The organism is Aeromonas lusitana, assembly GCF_002812985.1.
In the GTDB taxonomy this organism is placed as follows: Bacteria; Pseudomonadota; Gammaproteobacteria; order Enterobacterales; family Aeromonadaceae; genus Aeromonas; species Aeromonas lusitana.
The window spans coordinates 37749-56551 of the sequence record NZ_PGCP01000013.1 but is presented as its reverse complement, the minus strand read 5'-3'; the positions used below and the strand labels follow the sequence as shown (position 1 = coordinate 56551).

Genomic DNA, 18803 nt, shown 5'->3' with positions numbered 1-18803 from the left:
ATGAACATCAAAACGTTGACCCTGACCCTGCTGCTCGGCTTCGCCTCCCTTCAGGCCCGGGCCGAGATGACCATGAGTCACCAGGGACACGATATGTCCCAGATGGCAGGGATGGAGATGGCCGACACGACCATGACCCGGGGGGTCATCAGCCGCATCGACGCCGCCAATGGCAAGGTCGGGATCAAGCACGAGGCCATCAGCAATCTCAAGATGCCCCCCATGACCATGACCTTCCGGGTAGCGGATCCCGCCCTGCTGGAGGGGTTCGAGGTCGGGGATGCGGTGAATTTCCATGCCACCAATCCGGCCGGCAAGCTGACGGTGACCATGTTGCAGAAGCAGTAAACCGACCGAGGTAAAACCGGGATATGAGAGCTGGGCAGGTTCCATCTTTCATATCCCTTTCTTTATTCCTGATGTCACTCCTGTGTACTCTACGCCGCGCTGCCAATGTATTGCCAAACATCCGAATTATTATCCGAGTACTATGTTATCAGACATATTAGATATCAATCTGCGCGCCCGCCCTTGCATTTAAAATTCCGATATAACACTGACAACAAAGTTAATAAAAAAGCTTGTCAGCCATTCAGTTTATATTCAGCAAAAAATGACCATCTCCCCTTACTATCGAGACTCCTATTCGTAACAGGAGATTAACAAGCACAATTACATCAAGCGATCGACACTTCATTCAATATAACCCTGTATGAGAGCAAGGATATTGCTTTCGGCTCTACTGCGCTCTTGTAGAGATAAATAAGGATATTATATGAAAAAATATATACTGCTCGGCGCTATTGCGACGCTGGCCACCACTGGCGCAATGGCGCAGTCCCCGGAGATCGCCGCTTATTATTTGAGTGGCCCAGATGCGCCTACCGGCATCCCCGCCTATTACGCCTCATTGAATAATCTGGAAGCCTTGAGCCAGCAGGTCGCCAGTCAAAAGAGTAATTTCAACAAGCTGGTACTGTCGTTCGTCCAGCCCAGCCTGGTCAATTACACGCAAAACGATCTGGCCTGCACCGGATTATTCGGTTATGTCTGCGACACGGCCACCGTCAATAAAAAACCGAAAGATAACAAATCCGCCGCCGATTTTTCTCAGCTCAAGGAGATCATCAACACCTTCAAGCTGCACGGGGTGGAGACCTATATCGCCGTCGGGGGCTGGAACTTCAGCTGCATCCCGGAATACTACGATGTCACCGCAGGCAAGGTGAATGCCTGTGGCCCCGCCGGGGAGAAATATGACTCCTTCCCCAATCCGGGCTCAGCCAACCGCTTCGACAATCCCATCTCCGGTCAGGCCGCGGATCAGGCCTATCGAAACGTGGTGCAGCTGGCCAGCGATCTCGGCGTGGCGGGTATCGATCTGGACTACGAAGAGTTCTGGCACGCGGACCTCAACGCCTACAGCTGGCGCCTGACGCCGGACTCAGTACAGACACCTGCCAGCAATCTGGAGTACCTCGATACCACCGAGCTGATGAGCCAGGGCAAGGGGCCGCTCATCTATAACAACGACATGCAGATAGATCCCGCGCAGCTGGCCTACCCCAGGATCATGCCGGACACGGTAGACAAGTTTGCGGCCATCCTGGGCTCTCTCTACAACGCCATCGATGCCATCGATACCGGGCTTGCGCTGAGCACGGCGGCGCCGGCCACCGGCGGACTCCCCAATATGTCGGCCAACTGGGGCAGCAATGCCCACACCAGCCACACCTATGGCGGAGCCTGGTGGGGCGGCAACCTGTATGGCCTCATCTACAACACGGCCCTGCAATATCCTGACAAGATCGACCGGCTCAGCACCATAGGCATCATGTCCTATGACTTGAGTGAAACCGACTGCGGCGGAGATACCAATATTCCCTGCGATCTGGCGGGACAGGTCGATTATTACTACGGCTCCTTCTTCAGCTGGTTGAAATCCGGCGATACCCTGCGACCTGGGCATGCCCTGATAAAAGGTGCTCCCAATTATGCGACCGCATCCATTCAACCGCAGAAGTTGCTGATTACTCCTCCCATCACGGTCGGCTTCGAAGTCGGCAGACCTGCCACCGGCAATTTATTCCTGAGCAAGGAGTTGCTCAATGATATAGCCAACCGCACCGCCAAATATGCCCCCTCCGGCATGATCATGTGGGATCTCTATAAAGACAAGCGTCATGATGATCCCATGGGTAGCTGGGACCCCGAGTGGGCTCGTCCCAACGACGTCTTGACCGTCACCTGTGACGTCATGGGATTAAAAGGTGAGCAGTATGACTGTGCCAGCACTGTACCCAACCCCTGATACCGAGACAGAAAATATAAACTGAACGAAATATGCCGGCGCACTTTTCGCCGGCATGCTGCCGTCATATGTTCGCAGTCACCGATATAAATTACGGGTTATTGGTGACCATCCCTGCTCCAATTTTACAAGCAGACAACTCAAATAATGTCGCAATAAAAATGGGCAGGTTATTCCTGCCCATTTGTTATATGGAAGCGCCGTTCTCAGCCGCGAATATGCTCGATAAAGGCGTCAATCTGCTCGCGGCCGCAGGCCGGGTTCATAAACACCGCCTTTTCGCCCGCGATGTAGGAGTATTTGCCGCGCTCGTCGTACTCGGAATGCGCCACCGCCTCCACCCAGTTGGTGAAGAGCCCCACCTTGCCGCGATGCTTGAACAGGTCGCGGTGATAGTCGGTGTTGCGTTGCAGCCGCGCCTTGTAGGCGGGATCGGCACTGCGGGCCAGCTCGAAGGTGAACTCGGCCTCCGGATCGCTCACCCACTCCGGGTTGTAGATCTTGAAGCCCACGCTCGGCCCCTGGTTCTCCTGGGCCACCAGCTTGACATTGCCGAGCTGGCTCAGGCGAAAGCGGAAGTAGTTCGCGTTCTGCAGGCAGTGCGCCAGCACGGTGCGATACCCCTCCACCCCCATGTAGTTGAGGGCCGCATAGGCACCGAACAGGCCGCTCGCCCCACGGGAACACTCTATGGTGGACTGCAGGTGGGTCTGACCCTGGATGTCCCGCTCAAAATAGGAGAAGTTCTCCGGATCGTTCTCCATCGCCTTGAGGTCATCCTGCTCCTTGATCATCACCAGGCTGGAGGTGTAGGGCACATAGCCCCACTTCTGGAAGTCGACGGTGAAGGAGTCTGCGTATTTGAGCTCGGCGAAGCGCGTCACGTTGCGCTCAATCCCTGCCAGGGTGGCGGCGTTGATGGCGAGCGGATTGGCGGCAAAGTCGTAATCCAGGAAGAAGATCATCGACCAGCCGATGGCGGCATCCACGTGAATATGAGGCTTGACCGCCACCTCGAAGCGCTCGCACAGGCGATCTCGCAGTTCCACCACGGGTTTGACCTGATCCACCCCGAAGGTGTCCGTGGTGCCCATGGTGAGCATGATGGTCGGCACCACGTGTTTGAGGGCGAAACAGGCGGTCAGGGTGCGCTCGAGATCCACCAGATCGATGTCATTGTTCTCGCCGACCTGGATGCGGATGGTCTTGTTCTCGATATCCACCCCGAGCAGGGAGAGGTTGGTGATGTTGGAGTAGTGGCCACCCTGGGAATTGATGATGCGGTAGTCCTGATAGTGGCCCAGCCCCTTGTGCTTGGCCTCCGGCAGGCTCTTGCGGATGCCGAGCAGATAGCCGTAGAGGTTACAGAAGGTCCCCCCCTGGGTGAAGATGCCGGTGGCGCGATGGGGGTCATACCCCGCCAGCAGGGCTATCTGGCGCACCACCTTCTTCTCGAGCTCCTCGGCCACCCCGGCGTACTCGGAGTAGACCAGGTTGGGGTTTGCCAGTATGCCCATCTGGGCACCGTAGATGGCGGGATCCGCCGACATGGTAATGACGTTCTCGACGCTGGAGGGGTTCTCCCAGTCTTTGGAGAGGGCGCCGGCGAACAGCAGCTCCGTCATGGGCTCACCCGGCGCACGCATGGCTTGCGGCACCGGCATGGTCTCGCAGAGATCCGCGAGGCGGGCACGGCCATCCGGCCAGGCATTGAGGCGCGCATCGGGCGCCAGGCCACGGGCACGAAACTCGTTGAGGGTGGCAAAACCGGGCTCGCGAAACACGGGCCAGAGCTCGGGATTGCGGGAGAAGTAGTGAGCCTTGGCGGTGGCGAAGCGGGCAGCGAAGGCAGGAGAGACGGCGTTGACGCCGTCATCTTTCAGATAAACCAGGTCACTCATTGTTGTTACCATTAATACTGCAGAGGTGCCCCGGTTATACCCCTCGGGTCGCATTTGAAACAGCGACAATAACTAATGGCCTGCCCTACTTTTTATCATGATCCAGACGGTGCAAGGCTTGGCCGGGAGGGCGCCATCCTGGCCCGCTCCCGTTTCGTGATCCCGCTCTCATCCGCCGTGATGCCGCGCGAAAGCGGATACCCCGGCAGTCCTGATGCAGCGCCGGTTACAGCTCCTAGCGCAGCGCCCGATTTAACGCAGCGCCGCTACCAGCCAGCTCTGGAGCTCGGCCAGCTCGGCCGCCTGCCCTGAAAACTCGAGCTGCAGCTCGCTGAGCAAGGCCCCGATGGCCTCGGGCCGATAGGCTATCCCGGGCAGCCGCTCCGCCAGGGCATCCAGGGGCGCCGGCTCCAGGCTGTCGCTGAAGATCTGCACCCGGCCAATGATCCCCTTCTCCACATCGAAGTGCAGCTCAACCCCGCCCCAGCCAAAACGCTCGTCCAGTTGATGGGCAAAGGCGGGCGCATGGCCGAAGTTCCACTCCCAGCTGCGCTGGCGAGCGAAGGTCTCGGCAAAACCGGGCAGGTCCGGCAGCTGGTCGGGGGAGATATGCTCCGGCAAGGCCCGCTCGCCATTGTGCTCAAAGAAGGCCTCGCTCAGGGCCTGCACCACCTGCTCATGGCTGATGCCCGGCAGCAGCTCGCTCAGGTTCGCAACCCGGCTGCGCACCGAGGTGATGCCCTTGGCCGCGAGCTTCTTCGGATCCGGGTTGAGGTAGTTGGCGAGTCGGCTCAAGTCTGCATCCAGCAGCAGGGTGCCATGATGAAAGCCGCGATCGAGGGTCTCTCGATAGGCCGAGCCGGACACCTTGCGATCCCCGTCCTGGGTCGCCACCAGCAGGTCGTTGCGGCCGGAGGCGAAGGCCTCCACCCCGAGTCGTTTCAGGGCGTCCAGCACGATGGCGGTGGAGATGCTCTTGTCATAGCCGGGCTTGCCCGCCATGAAGGTGAAGCAGCTGTTGCCGAGATCGTGGAACACGGCGCCACCGCCGCTGCTGCGCCGGGCCAGGGTCACCCCATCCTCTTCCATGCGGCGGGTGTTGCACTCCTTCCAGGGGTTCTGGGCGCGGCCTATCACCACAGTATTGGCGTTGCGCCACAGGAACAGCACCCGCTGGGCGGGATCCATCTGGCGGAAGATGCACTCCTCCACCGCCAGGTTGAACAGGGGATCGTGGGAATCCGAGATAAGCAGGCGCAGAGGGTGCATGGGCAAGCCTTATGGACGATGTGGGGCTCCGATAGTACCACCTCGGGCCACCCTGTGGGGCCCTCATCTCATCGGGCACAATGAAGCACGCGGGATCAGGGGCGCCCTTGCCACCAGGGCCAGAGCCTGTCGACCAGCAGGAGGCCTGCCACCATGGTGGCCACGAACAGCCAGATCAGGGGTTGACCGCTGGTGACAAGGCTCAATGCCGGGCCGGGGCAGATGCCCGCCAGACCCCAGCCGATGCCAAAGAGGGCGGCGCCCCCGAGCAGGCGGTTATCCAGGGTCGGCGCAGGCACGGTGGCCATGGGCTCTCCCAGCAGGCTCTGGCGACGGGGCCGCACCAGATAGAAGTAACCCGGCATAAACACCAGCAGGGCGCCCCCCATCACGAAGGCGAGGCTGGGATCCCAGGCCCCCGTCACATCGAGAAATCCCAGCACCCTGGCGGGATCCACCATGCCGGAGACCGCGAGGCCAAGCCCAAACAGCAGGCCGGATAACAGGCTGACAAGCAGTTGCATCATGATTCCCTTCACAGCAGATGGCGGCTGACAAACACGGTGAGTACCGCGGTTGTCATGAAGACGAAGGTGGCGACGATTGAGCGACGGGACAAGCACCCCACCCCGCAGATGCCGTGACCGCTGGTGCAGCCGTTGCCAAGGCGGGTCCCTATCCCCACCAGCAGCCCAGCCAACACCACCCAGGGCCAGGCAGGCAACCCGGCCAGGGTCGGCAGGCTTGCCCAACCAAGGCCAAAGGCCAGCAGGCTGCCCAGCCCCAATCCCAGCAGGAACAGCCAGCGCCAGGCATCCCCGCGTTGCAAGGCACCGGCCAGGATACCGCTGATGCCGGCGACCCGGCCGTTGAACAACATCAGCAGCAGGGCGGAGAGACCGACCAGCATGCCGCCTCCCAGGGCGGGCAACCATTGGCTTGCAGACATGGGGATTCCTCGTGTAAAGGAGCCGCGGCGTCAGGGTACAAACCCCTGAATTTCAACCGCGATCTCATTAAATTAGCAATCACTTATATTCAGCCATTGTACTGGGCGACAAAACATTAGCAATCTCTAATTAACTCTGTGCAGAGAGCGCTGGAGGCCGCGGTTTAATGGGATCGGGCATGCAAAATCAGGCAGATAAACTTGTATCCGGATGTTACAAAATGCGCGCAAGGCTTTACCTTGGCAGCCAGTATGGGTACCATCTTGCCGTTCATTCACAGCGGAGACCATCAGTGGGCAACTCATCAAGTGACAGTAGCAGGCCGACCCAGCGTGTCGGCACTCAGGTCGCGAGCTAGCCGCAGGTCTTCCTCTGCCGCTCTCTCGCAAGCCTGCGAGAAGCGGAAATCCACTCCCCTCTTCTCTCTTTTTACACTTGACGTCAAGTGACCCGGGCAAGCGCCTGTGGACACCTTGCCTGCATAGTTTCTGCTTCCCACAAGGAGGCTGCTATGCGCTTTGTTTCAACACAATCTGTTTCATTATCCTCTGGCACTCATGGCGTGCTGGGCAGGCTGGGCCTTGGCGCACTGCCGCGCTGGCTGCGTGCCAGACAGCGGCAGCATCACTACCGTTTGCAGGTGCGCTGCCAGGATCGCCTCGATCTGGAGCAGGTGCTGGCGATGGTGGCTCATACCCTGCAACCGGCAGGTCTGAGTCCCTTGCAATCCCTGAGGCCGGGCCGTGATGGCGGGCGGGAGCTGGTGCTGGATCTGCACTGTACCCCGCCCCAGCGCCGCTATCTGGTGCAGTTCGTGCATCAGGTCGGGGCCGCTCACCCGGTACGCTGGGAGCTGCGTCCCCAGTCCGCGCCCTAGCCCAGGCTCGTTACGGCCAACCCATCTCCGGGGCCAGTCAGACTGGCCCCGCGCTTTTCGTTGGCATCCAATCCGCCCGTTGAGGGGCCGGACCCACTGGTTCTGTGCAACATATTCATCTATCAAGATGGCCTTCACTGCGCAGACGACCCAATAATCATTCGCCCAGCGGTATTTTATCTGCCAGTTATGAAGGCCATCCGCTATCAGGAGGAGTACGCCATGAGAATGTGGCAACAAATCGACTTTCTTTCCCTGCTCGACACCCTGGCCAGCCTGTTGCTCGCCTTCGTGCTGGGCGCCCTGGTGGGACTGGAGCGCCAGTATCGCCAGCGCACCGCGGGCCTGCGTACCAACGTGCTGGTGGCCGTGGGGGCCGCCCTGTTCGTCAACCTGGCCCAGCGCATCTATGACCTGCATGGAGGCAGCTATGGGGTGGTCCATGTGGTGGCCTACATCGTCTCCGGCATCGGCTTCCTCGGCGCCGGCGTCATCATGCGCGAATCCGGCAACATCCGCGGCATCAACACGGCCGCCACCCTCTGGGGCGTCGCGGCGGTCGGCGCCGCCAGCGGTGCCGGCCTCGCCATGGAGGCCATACTCGGTGCCCTGTTCGTGCTGGCCGCCAACACCCTGCTGCGCCCCCTGGTCAATCAGATCAACCGCCACCCGGTGGACAATACCGATACCGAGGTGACCTACCGCGTCACGGCCCTCATCCGCCGCACTCACCAGAAGGAGGTACTGCCCTGGCTTGAGAAGATGCTGGAGCAGGCCAACTACCCTCTGAGCGAGCTGGATATCGAGCCGTTCGGGGAACATGATCTGGAGATCTCGGCGGTGCTGCTCGCCACCTCCATCGACGGCGACGAGCTGGATGCCCTGATGAAGACGCTGGGAGAGCACCCCCGCATCAAGCAGATCTTCTGGCGCGCCAGCACCATGGATTGAACCCGAAGAGGCCGTTCTCTTCGGTAAAAAAGAGGCAAAAAAAAAGCCGGCCCCAGGGCCGGCTTTTTCATATCACGCTTGCGGTGATCACTTGGTCAGATCGTCGAAGAAGCGTTTCACCCCTTCGAAGAAGCCTTCTGATTTCGGCTTGTGAGTCTTGGCGGCGGCGCCGCTGAACGACTCGTCCAACTGGCGCAGCAGATCTTTCTGGGTCTCGGTCAGCTTGACCGGGGTCTCGATCACCACCTTGCACATCAGATCGCCAATCTGGCCGGAGCGCACGGACTTGACGCCCTTGCCCCGCAGCCGGAACAGCTTGCCGGTCTGGGTCTCCGGGGTCACCTTGAGCTTGACCCGGCCATCCAGGGTCGGCACTTCAATCTCGCCGCCAAGGGCAGCTGTGGTGAAGCTGATGGGCACTTCGCAGTAGAGATCGTTGCCGTCACGCACGAAGATCTCGTGCTCCTTGACGTGAACCTGTACGTACAGATCCCCGGCAGATGCTCCCGCTTCTCCCGCTTCCCCTTCCCCGGAGAGACGAATGCGATCGCCGGTATCGACCCCTGCCGGGATCTTGACCGACAGCGTCTTGGTCTTCTGGTAGCGACCCTCACCGTGGCACTTGCGGCACGGATCCTTGATGATCTTGCCACGACCATGGCAATGCGGGCAGGCCTGCTGCACCGCGAAGAAGCCCTGGCGCATCTGCACCTGACCGGCGCCATGGCAGGTCGGGCAGGTCTGGGCGGAACTGCCGGTGTGGGCACCGGAACCGTTACAGACCTCACAGTGAACCTGGGTCGGTATCTTGATCTCCTTGGAGACCCCGCGTACCGCCTCTTCCAGGGTCAGCTCCATGTTGTAGCGAAGATCCGAGCCCCGGGCCGGGCCACGGCGACCGCCACGACCACCGCCGAAGATGTCACCGAAGATGTCGCCGAACGCATCGCCAAAGTCGGCACCACCACCGAAACCACCGTGGCCGCCACCCTGGCTCTGATCCACCCCGGCGTGACCATATTGGTCATAACGGGCCCGCAGGTTCTCGTCGGTCAGGATCTCGTAGGCTTCCTTGACCTCTTTGAACTTCTCTTCGGCCGCCGCATCACCCTGGTTGCGATCCGGGTGATACTTCATGGCCAGACGCTTGTACGCCTTCTTGATCTCGCGCTCGTCGGCACCTTTCGATACCCCAAGCACTTCGTAGAAATCGCGCTTCGACATACTCATCCTGTTGCTATATCAGCAGTTACGCAGACGGGCGTTGGTCACCCAACGCCCGTAATTTCATTGACTAGCGCCGATGGGCAGAGGGATTCTGCCCATCTGGGTGCGGCTTATTTCTTGTCGTCTTTGACTTCTTCGAACTCGGCATCGACCACGTCGTCTTCGCCCTTGGCAGAAGAGGTCTGACCGGCATCGGCACCAGCGCCTTGAGCCTGGGACTGCTGTTGAGCGATCTCCATCAGCTTCTGGGACGCTTCCATCAGTGCCTGTTGCTTGGCTTCGATGGCGGCCTTGTCGTCGCCCTTGATGGCGCTTTCCAGCTCGGACAGGGCAGTCTCGATCTTGGTCTTGTCGTCCGCAGGCAGGGCTTCACCGGCTTCGGTGACTTGCTTGCGTACCGAGTGGACCAGACCATCAGCCTGGTTGCGAGTCTGTACCAGCTCCTCGAACTTCTTGTCCTCGGCCGCGTTGGCTTCCGCCTCGCGTACCATGCGTTCGATCTCCTCGTCAGACAGACCGGAAGAAGCCTGGATGGTGATCTTCTGCTCCTTGTTGGTCTCCTTGTCTTTCGCGGAAACGTGCAGGATACCGTTGGCATCGATGTCGAAGGTCACTTCGATCTGCGGCAGACCGCGCTGCGCCGGACGGATACCTTCCAGGTTGAACTGGCCCAAGGACTTGTTGTCGCTGGCGCGCTTGCGCTCACCCTGCAGCACGTGAATGGTCACGGCAGACTGGTTGTCTTCGGCGGTAGAGAACACCTGGGACTTCTTGGTCGGGATGGTGGTGTTCTTCTCGATGAGCGCGGTCATCACGCTACCCATGGTTTCGATACCCAGGGAGAGCGGAGTCACGTCCAGCAGCAGTACGTCGGTCTTGTCACCGGACAGTACGGCGCCCTGGATGGCAGCACCCATGGCCACGGCTTCGTCCGGGTTGACGTCTTTACGCGGCTCTTTGCCAAAGAAGTCGGCAACAGTCTTCTGCACCATTGGCATACGGGTCTGACCGCCCACCAGGATGACGTCGTCGATCTCGCCAACCGCCAGACCGGAGTCTTTCAGGGCGACACGGACCGGCTCCAGGGAGTCTTTGACCATGTCTTCCACCAGGGATTCCAGCTTGGCGCGGGTCACCTTGATGTTCATGTGCTTCGGACCTGTGGCATCTGCGGTGATGTACGGCAGATTCACGTCGGTCTGCTGGGCAGAAGAGAGCTCGATCTTGGCTTTTTCTGCGGCGTCTTTCAGACGTTGCAGGGCCAGTTGATCCTTGCGCAGGTCGATGCCTTGCTCGCGCTTGAACTCGTCTACCAGGTAGTTGATGACGCGGTTGTCGAAGTCTTCACCACCCAGGTGGGTGTTACCGTTGGTCGCCAGTACTTCGAAGGTGGTTTCACCTTCCACTTCGTCGATCTCGATGATGGAGATATCGAAGGTACCACCACCCAGGTCATAGACAGCAACCTTGCGCTCACCCTTGACCTTGTTCACGCCGTAGGCGAAGGCCGCAGCGGTCGGTTCGTTGATGATGCGCTTGACGTCCAGGCCCGCGATGCGGCCTGCGTCCTTGGTAGCCTGACGCTGGGCGTCGTTGAAGTAGGCCGGTACTGTGATGACGGCTTCGGTCACCGGCTCGCCCAGGTAATCCTCGGCGGTCTTCTTCATCTTCTTCAGCACTTCGGCAGAGATCTGCGGCGGTGCCATTTTCTTGCCTTTGACTTCAACCCAGGCATCGCCATTGTCAGCCTTGGCGATGCTGTACGGCATGATCTCCAGATCGCGCTGTACTTCGTCATCTTCGAAACGACGGCCGATCAGACGCTTGATTGCAAACAGCGTGTTCTTCGGGTTGGTGATGGCCTGGCGCTTCGCCGGCTGACCAACCAGGATTTCGCCGTCATCGGCATAGGCAATGATGGACGGAGTAGTACGGTCACCTTCCGCGTTCTCGATCACGCGAGCATGGTCGCCATCCAGAATAGCGACGCAGGAGTTGGTAGTACCCAGGTCAATACCGATGATTTTACCCATTTGACGAATCTCCAAATACTTTGAATAAACTGGCGAGGTACTCGCCTTAAATACGTTAACGGCTAGGTGGGGCCTGCCACTGTGGCTTTCAAGCTCCCGGCATCAAATTCTTGTCGCGCTAAGGAGCGCACTCGGGATGCCGCCGTGGCCTTGTCACCTATATGGGGTCACAAGCGCACGCTTCAAGCCCCACACTGAAAAAACCGTATCAAGTGTGTCAACTTCGCCGAAAGAGTTTATTCAAGCAGCGCTGACACCAATAAAAAGCCCGCCGAGCGGCGGGCTCTCTTATCAGATGGCTTCAGGCCGGGGCCTTGGACACCATCACCATGGCCGGGCGAATGACGCGGCCGTTGAGCTCGTAGCCCTTCTGCATCACGGCGATGACGGTGTTCGGCGCCAGCTCCGCATTCTCGATCATGCTCATCGCCTGATGGGCATTGGGGTCGAACGGCTGGTTCTGCGGATCCAGCGCCACCAAGCCGAACTTGGCCACCCCGCCCTGCATGGATTTGAGGGTCAGCTCGACCCCTTCGATCATGGGCTTGAGGGCTTCGTTCTCCTTGTCGGCGAGCTCGATGGCGCGCTCCAGGTTGTCCAGCACCGGCAGCAGTTCAGCGGCGAATTTCTCCAGCGCGAACTTGTGAGCCTTCTCTACGTCCTGGGCGGCGCGGCGGCGCAGGTTTTCCATCTCGGCGACGGCACGCACGGCGCGCTCACGTTCGTCGGCAGCCGCTTGTTGCGCCGCCTCCAGCTGGGCTTCCAGTTCGGCAATGCGGGCCTGCTCGGCTGTCACTTCACTGTCTACATCGGTCGGCTCGACTGGCTGGGCTTCCACTTGCTCCATCGCTTCAACCTTTTGTTCTTCGTGGTTCATGACATCTCCAATATTCAGGGGTTACTTCAATCAATTAGTCAGGGGACTGCGCTCAATGCCGCTATTATGGGGACGCAGCCCCCGCTTTCAAGGGGAAAAGCCCATGTCATGGGCAATGGCCCCCACAAGAACACCATTTTGCCGCCGTTCAGGCCGGGATCAGCCAGGCTGGCATGGAGACAGACAAATCCCCGTCAAAGCGCGGTATACTCCCCTCAATACTTGTCCCAGACCCGATAACCTATGGATTCTCCGTTCAAAACCGTTGCCCTCATCGGCAAACCCCATCATGAGGGGGCCAACCAGACCCTCAGCGGCCTCTATCAATACCTGAGCACCCGTGGCTTTCGGGTGCTGCTCGAGAGTCGGGTCGCCCAGACCTTGGGGCTCCTGGGTGACAACGTGATGGATCTGGTACAGCTCGGGGAGCAGGCGGATCTCGCCATCGTGGTCGGCGGCGATGGCAACATGCTGGGGGCGGCGCGGGTGTTGTCCCGCTTTGACGTGGCGGTGATCGGGGTGAACCGGGGCAATCTTGGCTTCCTGACCGATCTCTCGCCCCAGGATTATTTGCTGCCGCTGGAGCAGGTGCTGTCCGGCCACTTCAAGAGCGAGCACCGCTTCCTGCTGGAGGCCGCCGTCTATCGTCACGGCGAGCGCAAGTCCAGCAACCTAGCGGTCAACGAGGCGGTGCTGCACCCGGGCAAAATCGCCCACATGATCGAGTTCGAGGTCTATATCGATGGCAGCTTCATGTACAGCCAGCGCTCGGACGGCATCATAGTGGCGACACCAACCGGCTCCACCGCCTACTCCTTGTCGGCGGGGGGCGCCATCCTCACCCCCAAGCTGAACGCCATCACGCTGGTGCCCATGTTCCCGCACACCCTGAGCAGCCGCCCCATCGTACTGGACGCGGACAGCGAGGTGCGGCTGCTGGTCTCCCCCGACAATCAGGACGACGCCATGCAGGTGAGCTGTGACGGTCAGGTGACCCTGGCGGTACATCCGGGGGACGAGATCCTCATCAAGAAGAGCCAGCACAAGCTGCACCTGGTGCATCCGCTCGATTACAGCTACTTCCACGTGCTGCGCAACAAGCTCGGCTGGGGCAGCAAGCTGTTTTGACAAGCAGGGGCTGAGCCGCGCCGGCCCAGCAACACCTAGACCTCGCTGGTATCCACCAGCCTGAGCCGATCGGGCCCGGAGGCAAATTGCACCCCGTTGCGCCCGTTCTGCTTGACCCGATACATGGCCGCATCCGCCCGGCCCAACAGGTGATCGAGATCCGCCCCCTTGGCATGGGCGCAGACACCGCCCACGCTCACCGTCACCCCGGTGCACGGATGGCAGGCCCCTTGCGCCGAGCGCTGCTCTACCTGGGTGCGGATGCGATCGCAGATGGAGCGTGCATCCGGACCATTGACCCCCGGCATGATGATGGCGAACTCCTCCCCGCCGATCCGGCCGATCAGATCCCCCTGGCGCGACTCTGACAGCAGGATCTGGGCCACGAAACGGATCACCTCGTCCCCGCAGTGATGGCCGAAGTTGTCATTGACCTGCTTGAAGTGATCGATGTCGAGCACCACCACGCACAGCGGCTGCTCGTGGGCCTCTTCCCCCAGACAATAACGGCTGCCCAGCTTGAACAAGCCTCGCCGGTTGAGCAGCTCGGTGAGCGGATCCCGCTCCGACAAGGCGGTAAGCTCGCTCTCCGTCTCGATATAGGCCATCAGGGGCAGCAGCAGCACAGAGCCCACGGTCAGGATCATGTGCATGAAGAAGACGGCATCCAGCAGCCAGTCCTCCCCTCCCGGCTCGGCACCGGGGGCGCCGATCAGCAGGGCAATGCTCTGGCTCAGCAACACCACGAAGTGCAGCAGGTAGATGCAGGAGACGATGTAGAGTATTCGCTGCCGATTGTGGCTGAGGGAGAAGATGAGACAGGCGCACCACAGATAGAGGAGCGCCTCCATGCAGGCCAGCACCAGCCTGATCTCGAGCACGCTTGCCAGGATCACATACCCCAGCAGCAACAGGATCACGAATCGGCGGGTGAGACGCACCTCGGACGACTGCTGATAGAGGGCGTAAAACCCGGCCAGCAGCAACAACACGCTTATCAGGGAGACCAGGCCCCCGAAGAAGAGCCCCAGCGCCAGCTGATCGGTCAGGGCCCCCAGGCTGAGCAGCAGGATAGAACCGGAGAAGGCAAAGGCCGAGCAGGCCCACAGCAGGAAGTTGCGGCGATCCGGCTTGATATGATGGATAAACAGCATGAGTGACGCCGACATCAGGTTGATTGCCAGCGAGAGCAACAACAGGGTCGGCGTGTGGATCATCATGATTTGTCCTTAACATGGAGCGCCGGCGGGCCCTCGTCCGTGACCCTCTGCCGGCGCAATGAGCGAACCGCCCCTTGCCATCCAGCCTCTATATTAGTGCCTTATCAATAACTGGATCGCCCCGCTTCCCCGCACAAGGATTGAATCTGGCCCACTCGCCATGTATAAACATCCAGTATATACTGTTCAAACGTACAGTTATTTGAGTCTAGACAGGATGAGACCATGCTGAGCCAACTGACCGTCAACAACTTCGCCATCGTCAAGTTTCTCGAACTCGATCTGCAACCCGGCATGACCTGCATCACAGGGGAAACCGGCGCGGGCAAGTCCATTGCCATCGACGCGCTCGGCCTCTGTCTGGGGGAGCGGGCCGAAGCCAGCATGGTGCGACCCGGCAGCGACAAGACCGAAGTCAGTGCCCGCTTCCTGCTGAACGGCAACCCGGCGGCCCGTGCCTGGCTCACCGCCAACGAGCTGGAAAACGAAGGAGAATGTATCGTTCGCCGCGTGCTCTCCGCCGAGGGGCGCTCGCGCAGCTACATCAACGGGGTGCCCGTCCCCCTGGTGCAGCTCAAGAACCTGGGACAGCTGCTGGTCAACGTGCATGGCCAGCATGCCCATCAGTTATTGCTCAAGCCCGATTACCAGCTTGCCCTGCTGGATGGCTACGCAGGCCACCACCTGCTGCTGGACGAAGTGCGTCATCACTACCAGCAGTGGCGCCAGCTGCAAAACGAGCTCAATCGCCTCAAGGCCGAGCAGCAGCAGCGCGAGGCGCGCCGTCAGCTGATCGAGTACCAGGTGCAGGAGCTGGACGAATTTTCCCTCCAGCCCGGGGAGTTTGAAGCCATAGAGGAGGAGCACCAGCGTCTGGCCAACGGCACCGAGCTGATGCAGGAGTGCGGCTATTGCCTCGACTTGCTCTATGACAACGAAGAGACCACCATCGCCGGCCTGCTGCAGGTGGCGGTAGACAGGGCCGAGACTCTGGTCGGCATGGACAGCCGCCTTGGCAACGTGCTCGGCATGCTCAACGAGGCCCTGATCGGCGTGCAGGAGAGTCACAGCGAGCTGCGCAGCTATCTGGATCGGCTGGAGCTGGATCCCGAGCGCTTCAACGAGCTGGAGGCCCGCCTCTCCAAGGCCATCAACCTGGCCCGCAAGCACCATGTCAAACCGGCAGATCTGGCCCTCTATCATCAGGAGCTGGCAGGGGATCTCGCCCGCCTCAACTCGGACGAGCAGCGCCTGGAGGGGATGGAAGACGAGCTGGCCCAGGCGCGTCAGGCCTTCGTGCAGGCGGCAGAGGTGCTAAGCCAGAGCCGCCAGCGCTACGCCGAGGAGCTAGGCGCCAAGGTGACCAGCAGCATGCACGAGCTGGCCATGCCGGATGGCCGCTTTGCCATCGAGGTTCGCCCCGATGCCCAGAGCAGCCTGTCGCCCCTCGGGATCGATCGAGTGGAATTTATGGTCACCACCAACCCGGGCCAGCCCATACAGCCCCTTGGCAAGGTGGCGTCCGGCGGCGAGCTGTCGCGGATCAGCCTCGCCATCGTGGTGATCAGCGCCCGCAAGGTCTCCACGCCCACCCTCATCTTCGATGAAGTGGACGTGGGGATCAGCGGCCCGACCGCGGCCGTGGTCGGTCGCCTCTTGCGCCAGCTCGGTGAGTCCACCCAGGTGATGGTGGTCACTCACCTGCCCCAGGTGGCGGGCAAGGGCCACCAGCACATGGTGGTCAGCAAGCACACGGATGGCAAGACCACGGAGACCCAGATGCAGGCGCTCAATCCCAAGGCACGCCTCAACGAGCTGGCTCGCCTGCTGGGTGGCGATCAGATCACCGACAACACCCTGGCCAATGCGCGGGAATTGCTCGCCTCCTGACATGCCGGGCGGGAGAGGCTCAGTTCCCCTCCCGCCTGCATTGCACGACTGATTTCAGAATATTTGACTGCATATCATTTATTTTTCCATTCACTTCCTCTACCAAAGCATCTATGGATGTCACAACCCGCTTATTCGAGCGGTAGCCGGCCGATATTGAACCCGTGTCGCCCCGGCAGTAGAGTGTATCGACACAGGCGCTGACTCAATCCCGCGCCGCCTCGACCCTATACTCCTCTTTAACCATGGCGCTTGGCAGCCTCATGCCGCCAAGGCGCTCACCCCGACATCAGGACTCCCCCATGCTTCATGTGTTTGGTCACAAGAACCCCGACAGCGACAGCATCTGCACCGCGCTGGTCACCGCCGACTGGCTCAATGGCCAGGGTCGCACCGCCCAGGCCTTCGCCCTCGGCACACCCATCGCCGAGACGCGCTTCATCCTGGAGACGGCAGGGGTCGAGGCACCTCCCGTGTTCACTGGTAGCGTGGCCGACAAACCTGTCTTTCTGGTGGATTTCAGCGAGCTGGAGCAGGGACCCGAAGGGCTGGCCGATGCCGATGTGCAGGGGCTCATCGATCACCATCGCATCGGCACCCTGATCACCCGTGGCCCCCTCGATGCCTGGGTGAGGGCGGTGGGCTGCAGCGCCACAGTGCTGCTGGAGCTGATGGGTTATGATGACTTGTCCCGCGCCCAGGCAAGGCTGCTGCTGGGGGCCATCGTCAGCGACACCTTCAACTTCACCTCCCCCACCACCACGGCGCAGGACAGGCTGGCGGTCGAACGACTGCTGCCCATCGCGGATCTCAGCCTGGCGCCTTTCGCCCAGACCCTGCTGGAGCGCCGTACCCAGATCGGGGACATGCCCCTGTGCGAGGCCCTGGTCGCCGACGAGAAGGCCTACCAGATAGCCGGCCACTCCCTCATGGTCAGCCAGATCTGCGTGATGAACCCGGCCGAGATAGAGGCCCGCACCGCCGAGCTCTACCAGGCCATGACCGATCGCCTGACGAGGGACAAGCTGGATGGCTATGTGCTGATGCTGACAGATCTAGCCAAAGGGAACAGCCAACTCTTCTTCGCCAGCAAGGGCCTGTTGCCAGCGGATCCGGTTCAGCTGGCTGGCGCCGTCAGCCGCAAAAAGGAAGGGCTCCCCTGGCTCGCCAGCTACTTCGCCTGAACGGCAGGCCTACCTTGGTACATCACTGACTCGCCGCTATCTGCCTCGCGGCTACACCCTCATGCCATCGGCATGGGGGCTGCCGGTACCACATCGAATCCAGCCGCAACCTGACCGTAACAATTCCTTCATTTTCCATTCAACTCAATCTGTTATGATGATGTAAACGCACCAAGCACGCCGCGACACTCCGACAGGGAGTGACGCTGACGAGAGCACAACGGTTCGTTTGATCTGACATTTTGCGGGTTCTGGATGATGCAGGCGAGTGCCCCTTCCCCTTGACCCGCACCTGCCAAGGAGAACTGCTTATGACCCCGACCAATATAGTGCTGTTGCTGGAAGGCAAGGATTACGAGCAGGAGACGCTGGCCAAGGCCAGTCAACTGGCGCAAGGCATGGGGGCCGAACTGACCCTGTTGCACCTGACTCACAGCAGCAAGATACGTCAAAACAGCCTGTCACTGTCTCTGGAGGAGCGCAGTGCCCAGGGCACCCTGGACGCCAAGGCCACCATCAGTCAGCTCATCACCCAGTTGCACCACCCGGTGGATTACCAGTGTCTGGTGGTGGATGACGTGGTACCTGATCTGAAACGTTGGCTGACCGCGCACCCCATGGATCTGCTGCTGATTGGCAGCCGTCACCACTGGATGGAGGGATCCCTGGCTCGCCTGCTCATCTACAAGCTGCCCATCGATATCCAGATCTGCCACGAGCCCTATGCCGAACAGCTCAAGGCCGTCGGTTAACCCCTCTGGTTAGTCATCCAAGGCCCGCCCCATCGGCGGGCCTTCCTTTTACTGGGTGTCGCTCCCCTCTTCCCCGTTTTGATCCCATCTTGTTGATGCCGGCCCCACTTTACCCCTTCACAAGCAACCGGCTTCCCGGCCTGGCCCGTCCGTTAATGACAACTTCATCTACACGATTTCTTACACATTGCTCGCTTTTGTTTAAGCCCCGTTTGCTGCAGGATATTGCCCTT

16 protein-coding genes are annotated in these 18803 nt (G+C 60.4%); 8 read left to right on the top strand and 8 right to left on the bottom strand.

Annotated features, from left to right (window positions below):
- Both CUC44_RS09225 and CUC44_RS09220 read left to right on the top strand, forming a co-directional pair.
- Positions 1 to 348 carry a copper-binding protein gene (locus tag CUC44_RS09225; protein ID WP_100859673.1) on the top strand — a complete coding sequence of 116 codons (348 nt, stop codon included), beginning with the start codon at positions 1 to 3 and terminating at the stop codon, positions 346 to 348.
- A 427-nt stretch (positions 349 to 775) separates the two neighbouring features.
- A complete protein-coding gene (locus CUC44_RS09220; protein WP_100859672.1) occupies positions 776 to 2311 on the top strand; it encodes a glycosyl hydrolase family 18 protein in 1536 nt (511 codons plus the stop codon).
- 206 nt (positions 2312 to 2517) lie between these two features.
- Here the strand turns inward: CUC44_RS09220 and CUC44_RS09215 are convergent, their stop codons facing one another.
- The 4 genes from CUC44_RS09215 to CUC44_RS09200 all read right to left on the bottom strand — a co-directional run bounded on the left by CUC44_RS09215 (position 2518) and on the right by CUC44_RS09200 (position 6430).
- Entirely contained in the window at positions 2518 to 4212 is a 1695-nt protein-coding gene (locus CUC44_RS09215; RefSeq protein WP_100859671.1) for a pyridoxal phosphate-dependent decarboxylase family protein, read from the bottom strand.
- 252 nt (positions 4213 to 4464) lie between these two features.
- Positions 4465 to 5481 (bottom strand): lipoate--protein ligase, encoded by a 1017-nt coding sequence (gene lplA, locus CUC44_RS09210; RefSeq protein WP_100859670.1) that lies wholly within the window; start codon positions 5479 to 5481, stop codon positions 4465 to 4467.
- A 95-nt stretch (positions 5482 to 5576) separates the two neighbouring features.
- Positions 5577 to 6005 carry a YeeE/YedE family protein gene (locus CUC44_RS09205; protein ID WP_100859669.1) on the bottom strand — a complete coding sequence of 143 codons (429 nt, stop codon included), beginning with the start codon at positions 6003 to 6005 and terminating at the stop codon, positions 5577 to 5579.
- 11 nt (positions 6006 to 6016) lie between these two features.
- Entirely contained in the window at positions 6017 to 6430 is a 414-nt protein-coding gene (locus CUC44_RS09200) for a YeeE/YedE family protein (protein ID WP_100859668.1), read from the bottom strand.
- A 512-nt stretch (positions 6431 to 6942) separates the two neighbouring features.
- On the opposite strand from CUC44_RS09200, the gene CUC44_RS09195 reads away from it, so the two are divergent.
- The gene (locus CUC44_RS09195; protein WP_100859667.1) at positions 6943 to 7308 is read left to right on the top strand and encodes a hypothetical protein; all 366 of its coding nucleotides are present in this window, start codon (positions 6943 to 6945) and stop codon (positions 7306 to 7308) included.
- Between the two features lie 222 nt (positions 7309 to 7530).
- Positions 7531 to 8259: an MgtC/SapB family protein gene (locus tag CUC44_RS09190; RefSeq protein WP_100859778.1), complete on the top strand. Its 729-nt coding sequence runs from the start codon at positions 7531 to 7533 to the stop codon at positions 8257 to 8259.
- An 87-nt stretch (positions 8260 to 8346) separates the two neighbouring features.
- Here the strand turns inward: CUC44_RS09190 and dnaJ are convergent, their stop codons facing one another.
- The 3 genes from dnaJ to grpE all read right to left on the bottom strand — a co-directional run bounded on the left by dnaJ (position 8347) and on the right by grpE (position 12396).
- The gene (gene dnaJ / locus CUC44_RS09185; protein ID WP_100859666.1) at positions 8347 to 9483 is read right to left on the bottom strand and encodes a molecular chaperone DnaJ; all 1137 of its coding nucleotides are present in this window, start codon (positions 9481 to 9483) and stop codon (positions 8347 to 8349) included.
- 113 nt (positions 9484 to 9596) lie between these two features.
- Positions 9597 to 11519 carry a molecular chaperone DnaK gene (gene dnaK, locus CUC44_RS09180; RefSeq protein WP_100859665.1) on the bottom strand — a complete coding sequence of 641 codons (1923 nt, stop codon included), beginning with the start codon at positions 11517 to 11519 and terminating at the stop codon, positions 9597 to 9599.
- A gap of 301 nt (positions 11520 to 11820) precedes the next feature.
- Complete coding sequence (grpE, locus tag CUC44_RS09175) at positions 11821 to 12396, bottom strand: nucleotide exchange factor GrpE (protein ID WP_100859664.1); 576 nt, start codon at positions 12394 to 12396, stop codon at positions 11821 to 11823.
- 243 nt (positions 12397 to 12639) lie between these two features.
- On the opposite strand from grpE, the gene nadK reads away from it, so the two are divergent.
- Positions 12640 to 13524: an NAD(+) kinase gene (nadK, locus tag CUC44_RS09170; protein WP_100859663.1), complete on the top strand. Its 885-nt coding sequence runs from the start codon at positions 12640 to 12642 to the stop codon at positions 13522 to 13524.
- Between the two features lie 35 nt (positions 13525 to 13559).
- Here nadK and CUC44_RS09165 read toward each other — a convergent pair whose 3' ends face one another.
- Complete coding sequence (locus CUC44_RS09165; RefSeq protein ID WP_244166746.1) at positions 13560 to 14744, bottom strand: GGDEF domain-containing protein; 1185 nt, start codon at positions 14742 to 14744, stop codon at positions 13560 to 13562.
- Positions 14745 to 14969: 225 nt separating this feature from the next.
- On the opposite strand from CUC44_RS09165, the gene recN reads away from it, so the two are divergent.
- The 3 genes from recN (at position 14970) to CUC44_RS09150 (ending at position 18570) form a co-directional block, all read left to right on the top strand.
- On the top strand, positions 14970 to 16634 hold the full coding sequence (gene recN / locus CUC44_RS09160; protein WP_100859662.1) for a DNA repair protein RecN: 1665 nt from the start codon (positions 14970 to 14972) through the stop codon (positions 16632 to 16634).
- 302 nt (positions 16635 to 16936) lie between these two features.
- The gene (locus CUC44_RS09155; RefSeq protein WP_100859661.1) at positions 16937 to 17818 is read left to right on the top strand and encodes a DHHA2 domain-containing protein; all 882 of its coding nucleotides are present in this window, start codon (positions 16937 to 16939) and stop codon (positions 17816 to 17818) included.
- A gap of 311 nt (positions 17819 to 18129) precedes the next feature.
- Positions 18130 to 18570, top strand: coding sequence for a universal stress protein (locus tag CUC44_RS09150; protein WP_100859660.1), 441 nt, complete (start codon positions 18130 to 18132; stop codon positions 18568 to 18570).
- Positions 18571 to 18803 lie beyond the last annotated feature (233 nt).

Bases quoted from the DNA above. Each gene is read 5' to 3' on its own strand.
- CUC44_RS09225 (WP_100859673.1), top strand. From the start codon at position 1: ATGAACATCAAAACGTTGACCCTGACCCTGCTGCTCGGCTTCGCCTCC.
- CUC44_RS09220 (WP_100859672.1), top strand. From the start codon at position 776: ATGAAAAAATATATACTGCTCGGCGCTATTGCGACGCTGGCCACCACT.
- CUC44_RS09215 (WP_100859671.1), bottom strand. From the start codon at position 4,212: ATGAGTGACCTGGTTTATCTGAAAGATGACGGCGTCAACGCCGTCTCT.
- lplA (WP_100859670.1), bottom strand. From the start codon at position 5,481: ATGCACCCTCTGCGCCTGCTTATCTCGGATTCCCACGATCCCCTGTTC.
- CUC44_RS09205 (WP_100859669.1), bottom strand. From the start codon at position 6,005: ATGCAACTGCTTGTCAGCCTGTTATCCGGCCTGCTGTTTGGGCTTGGC.
- CUC44_RS09200 (WP_100859668.1), bottom strand. From the start codon at position 6,430: ATGTCTGCAAGCCAATGGTTGCCCGCCCTGGGAGGCGGCATGCTGGTC.
- CUC44_RS09195 (WP_100859667.1), top strand. From the start codon at position 6,943: ATGCGCTTTGTTTCAACACAATCTGTTTCATTATCCTCTGGCACTCAT.
- CUC44_RS09190 (WP_100859778.1), top strand. From the start codon at position 7,531: ATGAGAATGTGGCAACAAATCGACTTTCTTTCCCTGCTCGACACCCTG.
- dnaJ (WP_100859666.1), bottom strand. From the start codon at position 9,483: ATGTCGAAGCGCGATTTCTACGAAGTGCTTGGGGTATCGAAAGGTGCC.
- dnaK (WP_100859665.1), bottom strand. From the start codon at position 11,519: ATGGGTAAAATCATCGGTATTGACCTGGGTACTACCAACTCCTGCGTC.
- grpE (WP_100859664.1), bottom strand. From the start codon at position 12,396: ATGAACCACGAAGAACAAAAGGTTGAAGCGATGGAGCAAGTGGAAGCC.
- nadK (WP_100859663.1), top strand. From the start codon at position 12,640: ATGGATTCTCCGTTCAAAACCGTTGCCCTCATCGGCAAACCCCATCAT.
- CUC44_RS09165 (WP_244166746.1), bottom strand. From the start codon at position 14,744: ATGATGATCCACACGCCGACCCTGTTGTTGCTCTCGCTGGCAATCAAC.
- recN (WP_100859662.1), top strand. From the start codon at position 14,970: ATGCTGAGCCAACTGACCGTCAACAACTTCGCCATCGTCAAGTTTCTC.
- CUC44_RS09155 (WP_100859661.1), top strand. From the start codon at position 16,937: ATGCTTCATGTGTTTGGTCACAAGAACCCCGACAGCGACAGCATCTGC.
- CUC44_RS09150 (WP_100859660.1), top strand. From the start codon at position 18,130: ATGACCCCGACCAATATAGTGCTGTTGCTGGAAGGCAAGGATTACGAG.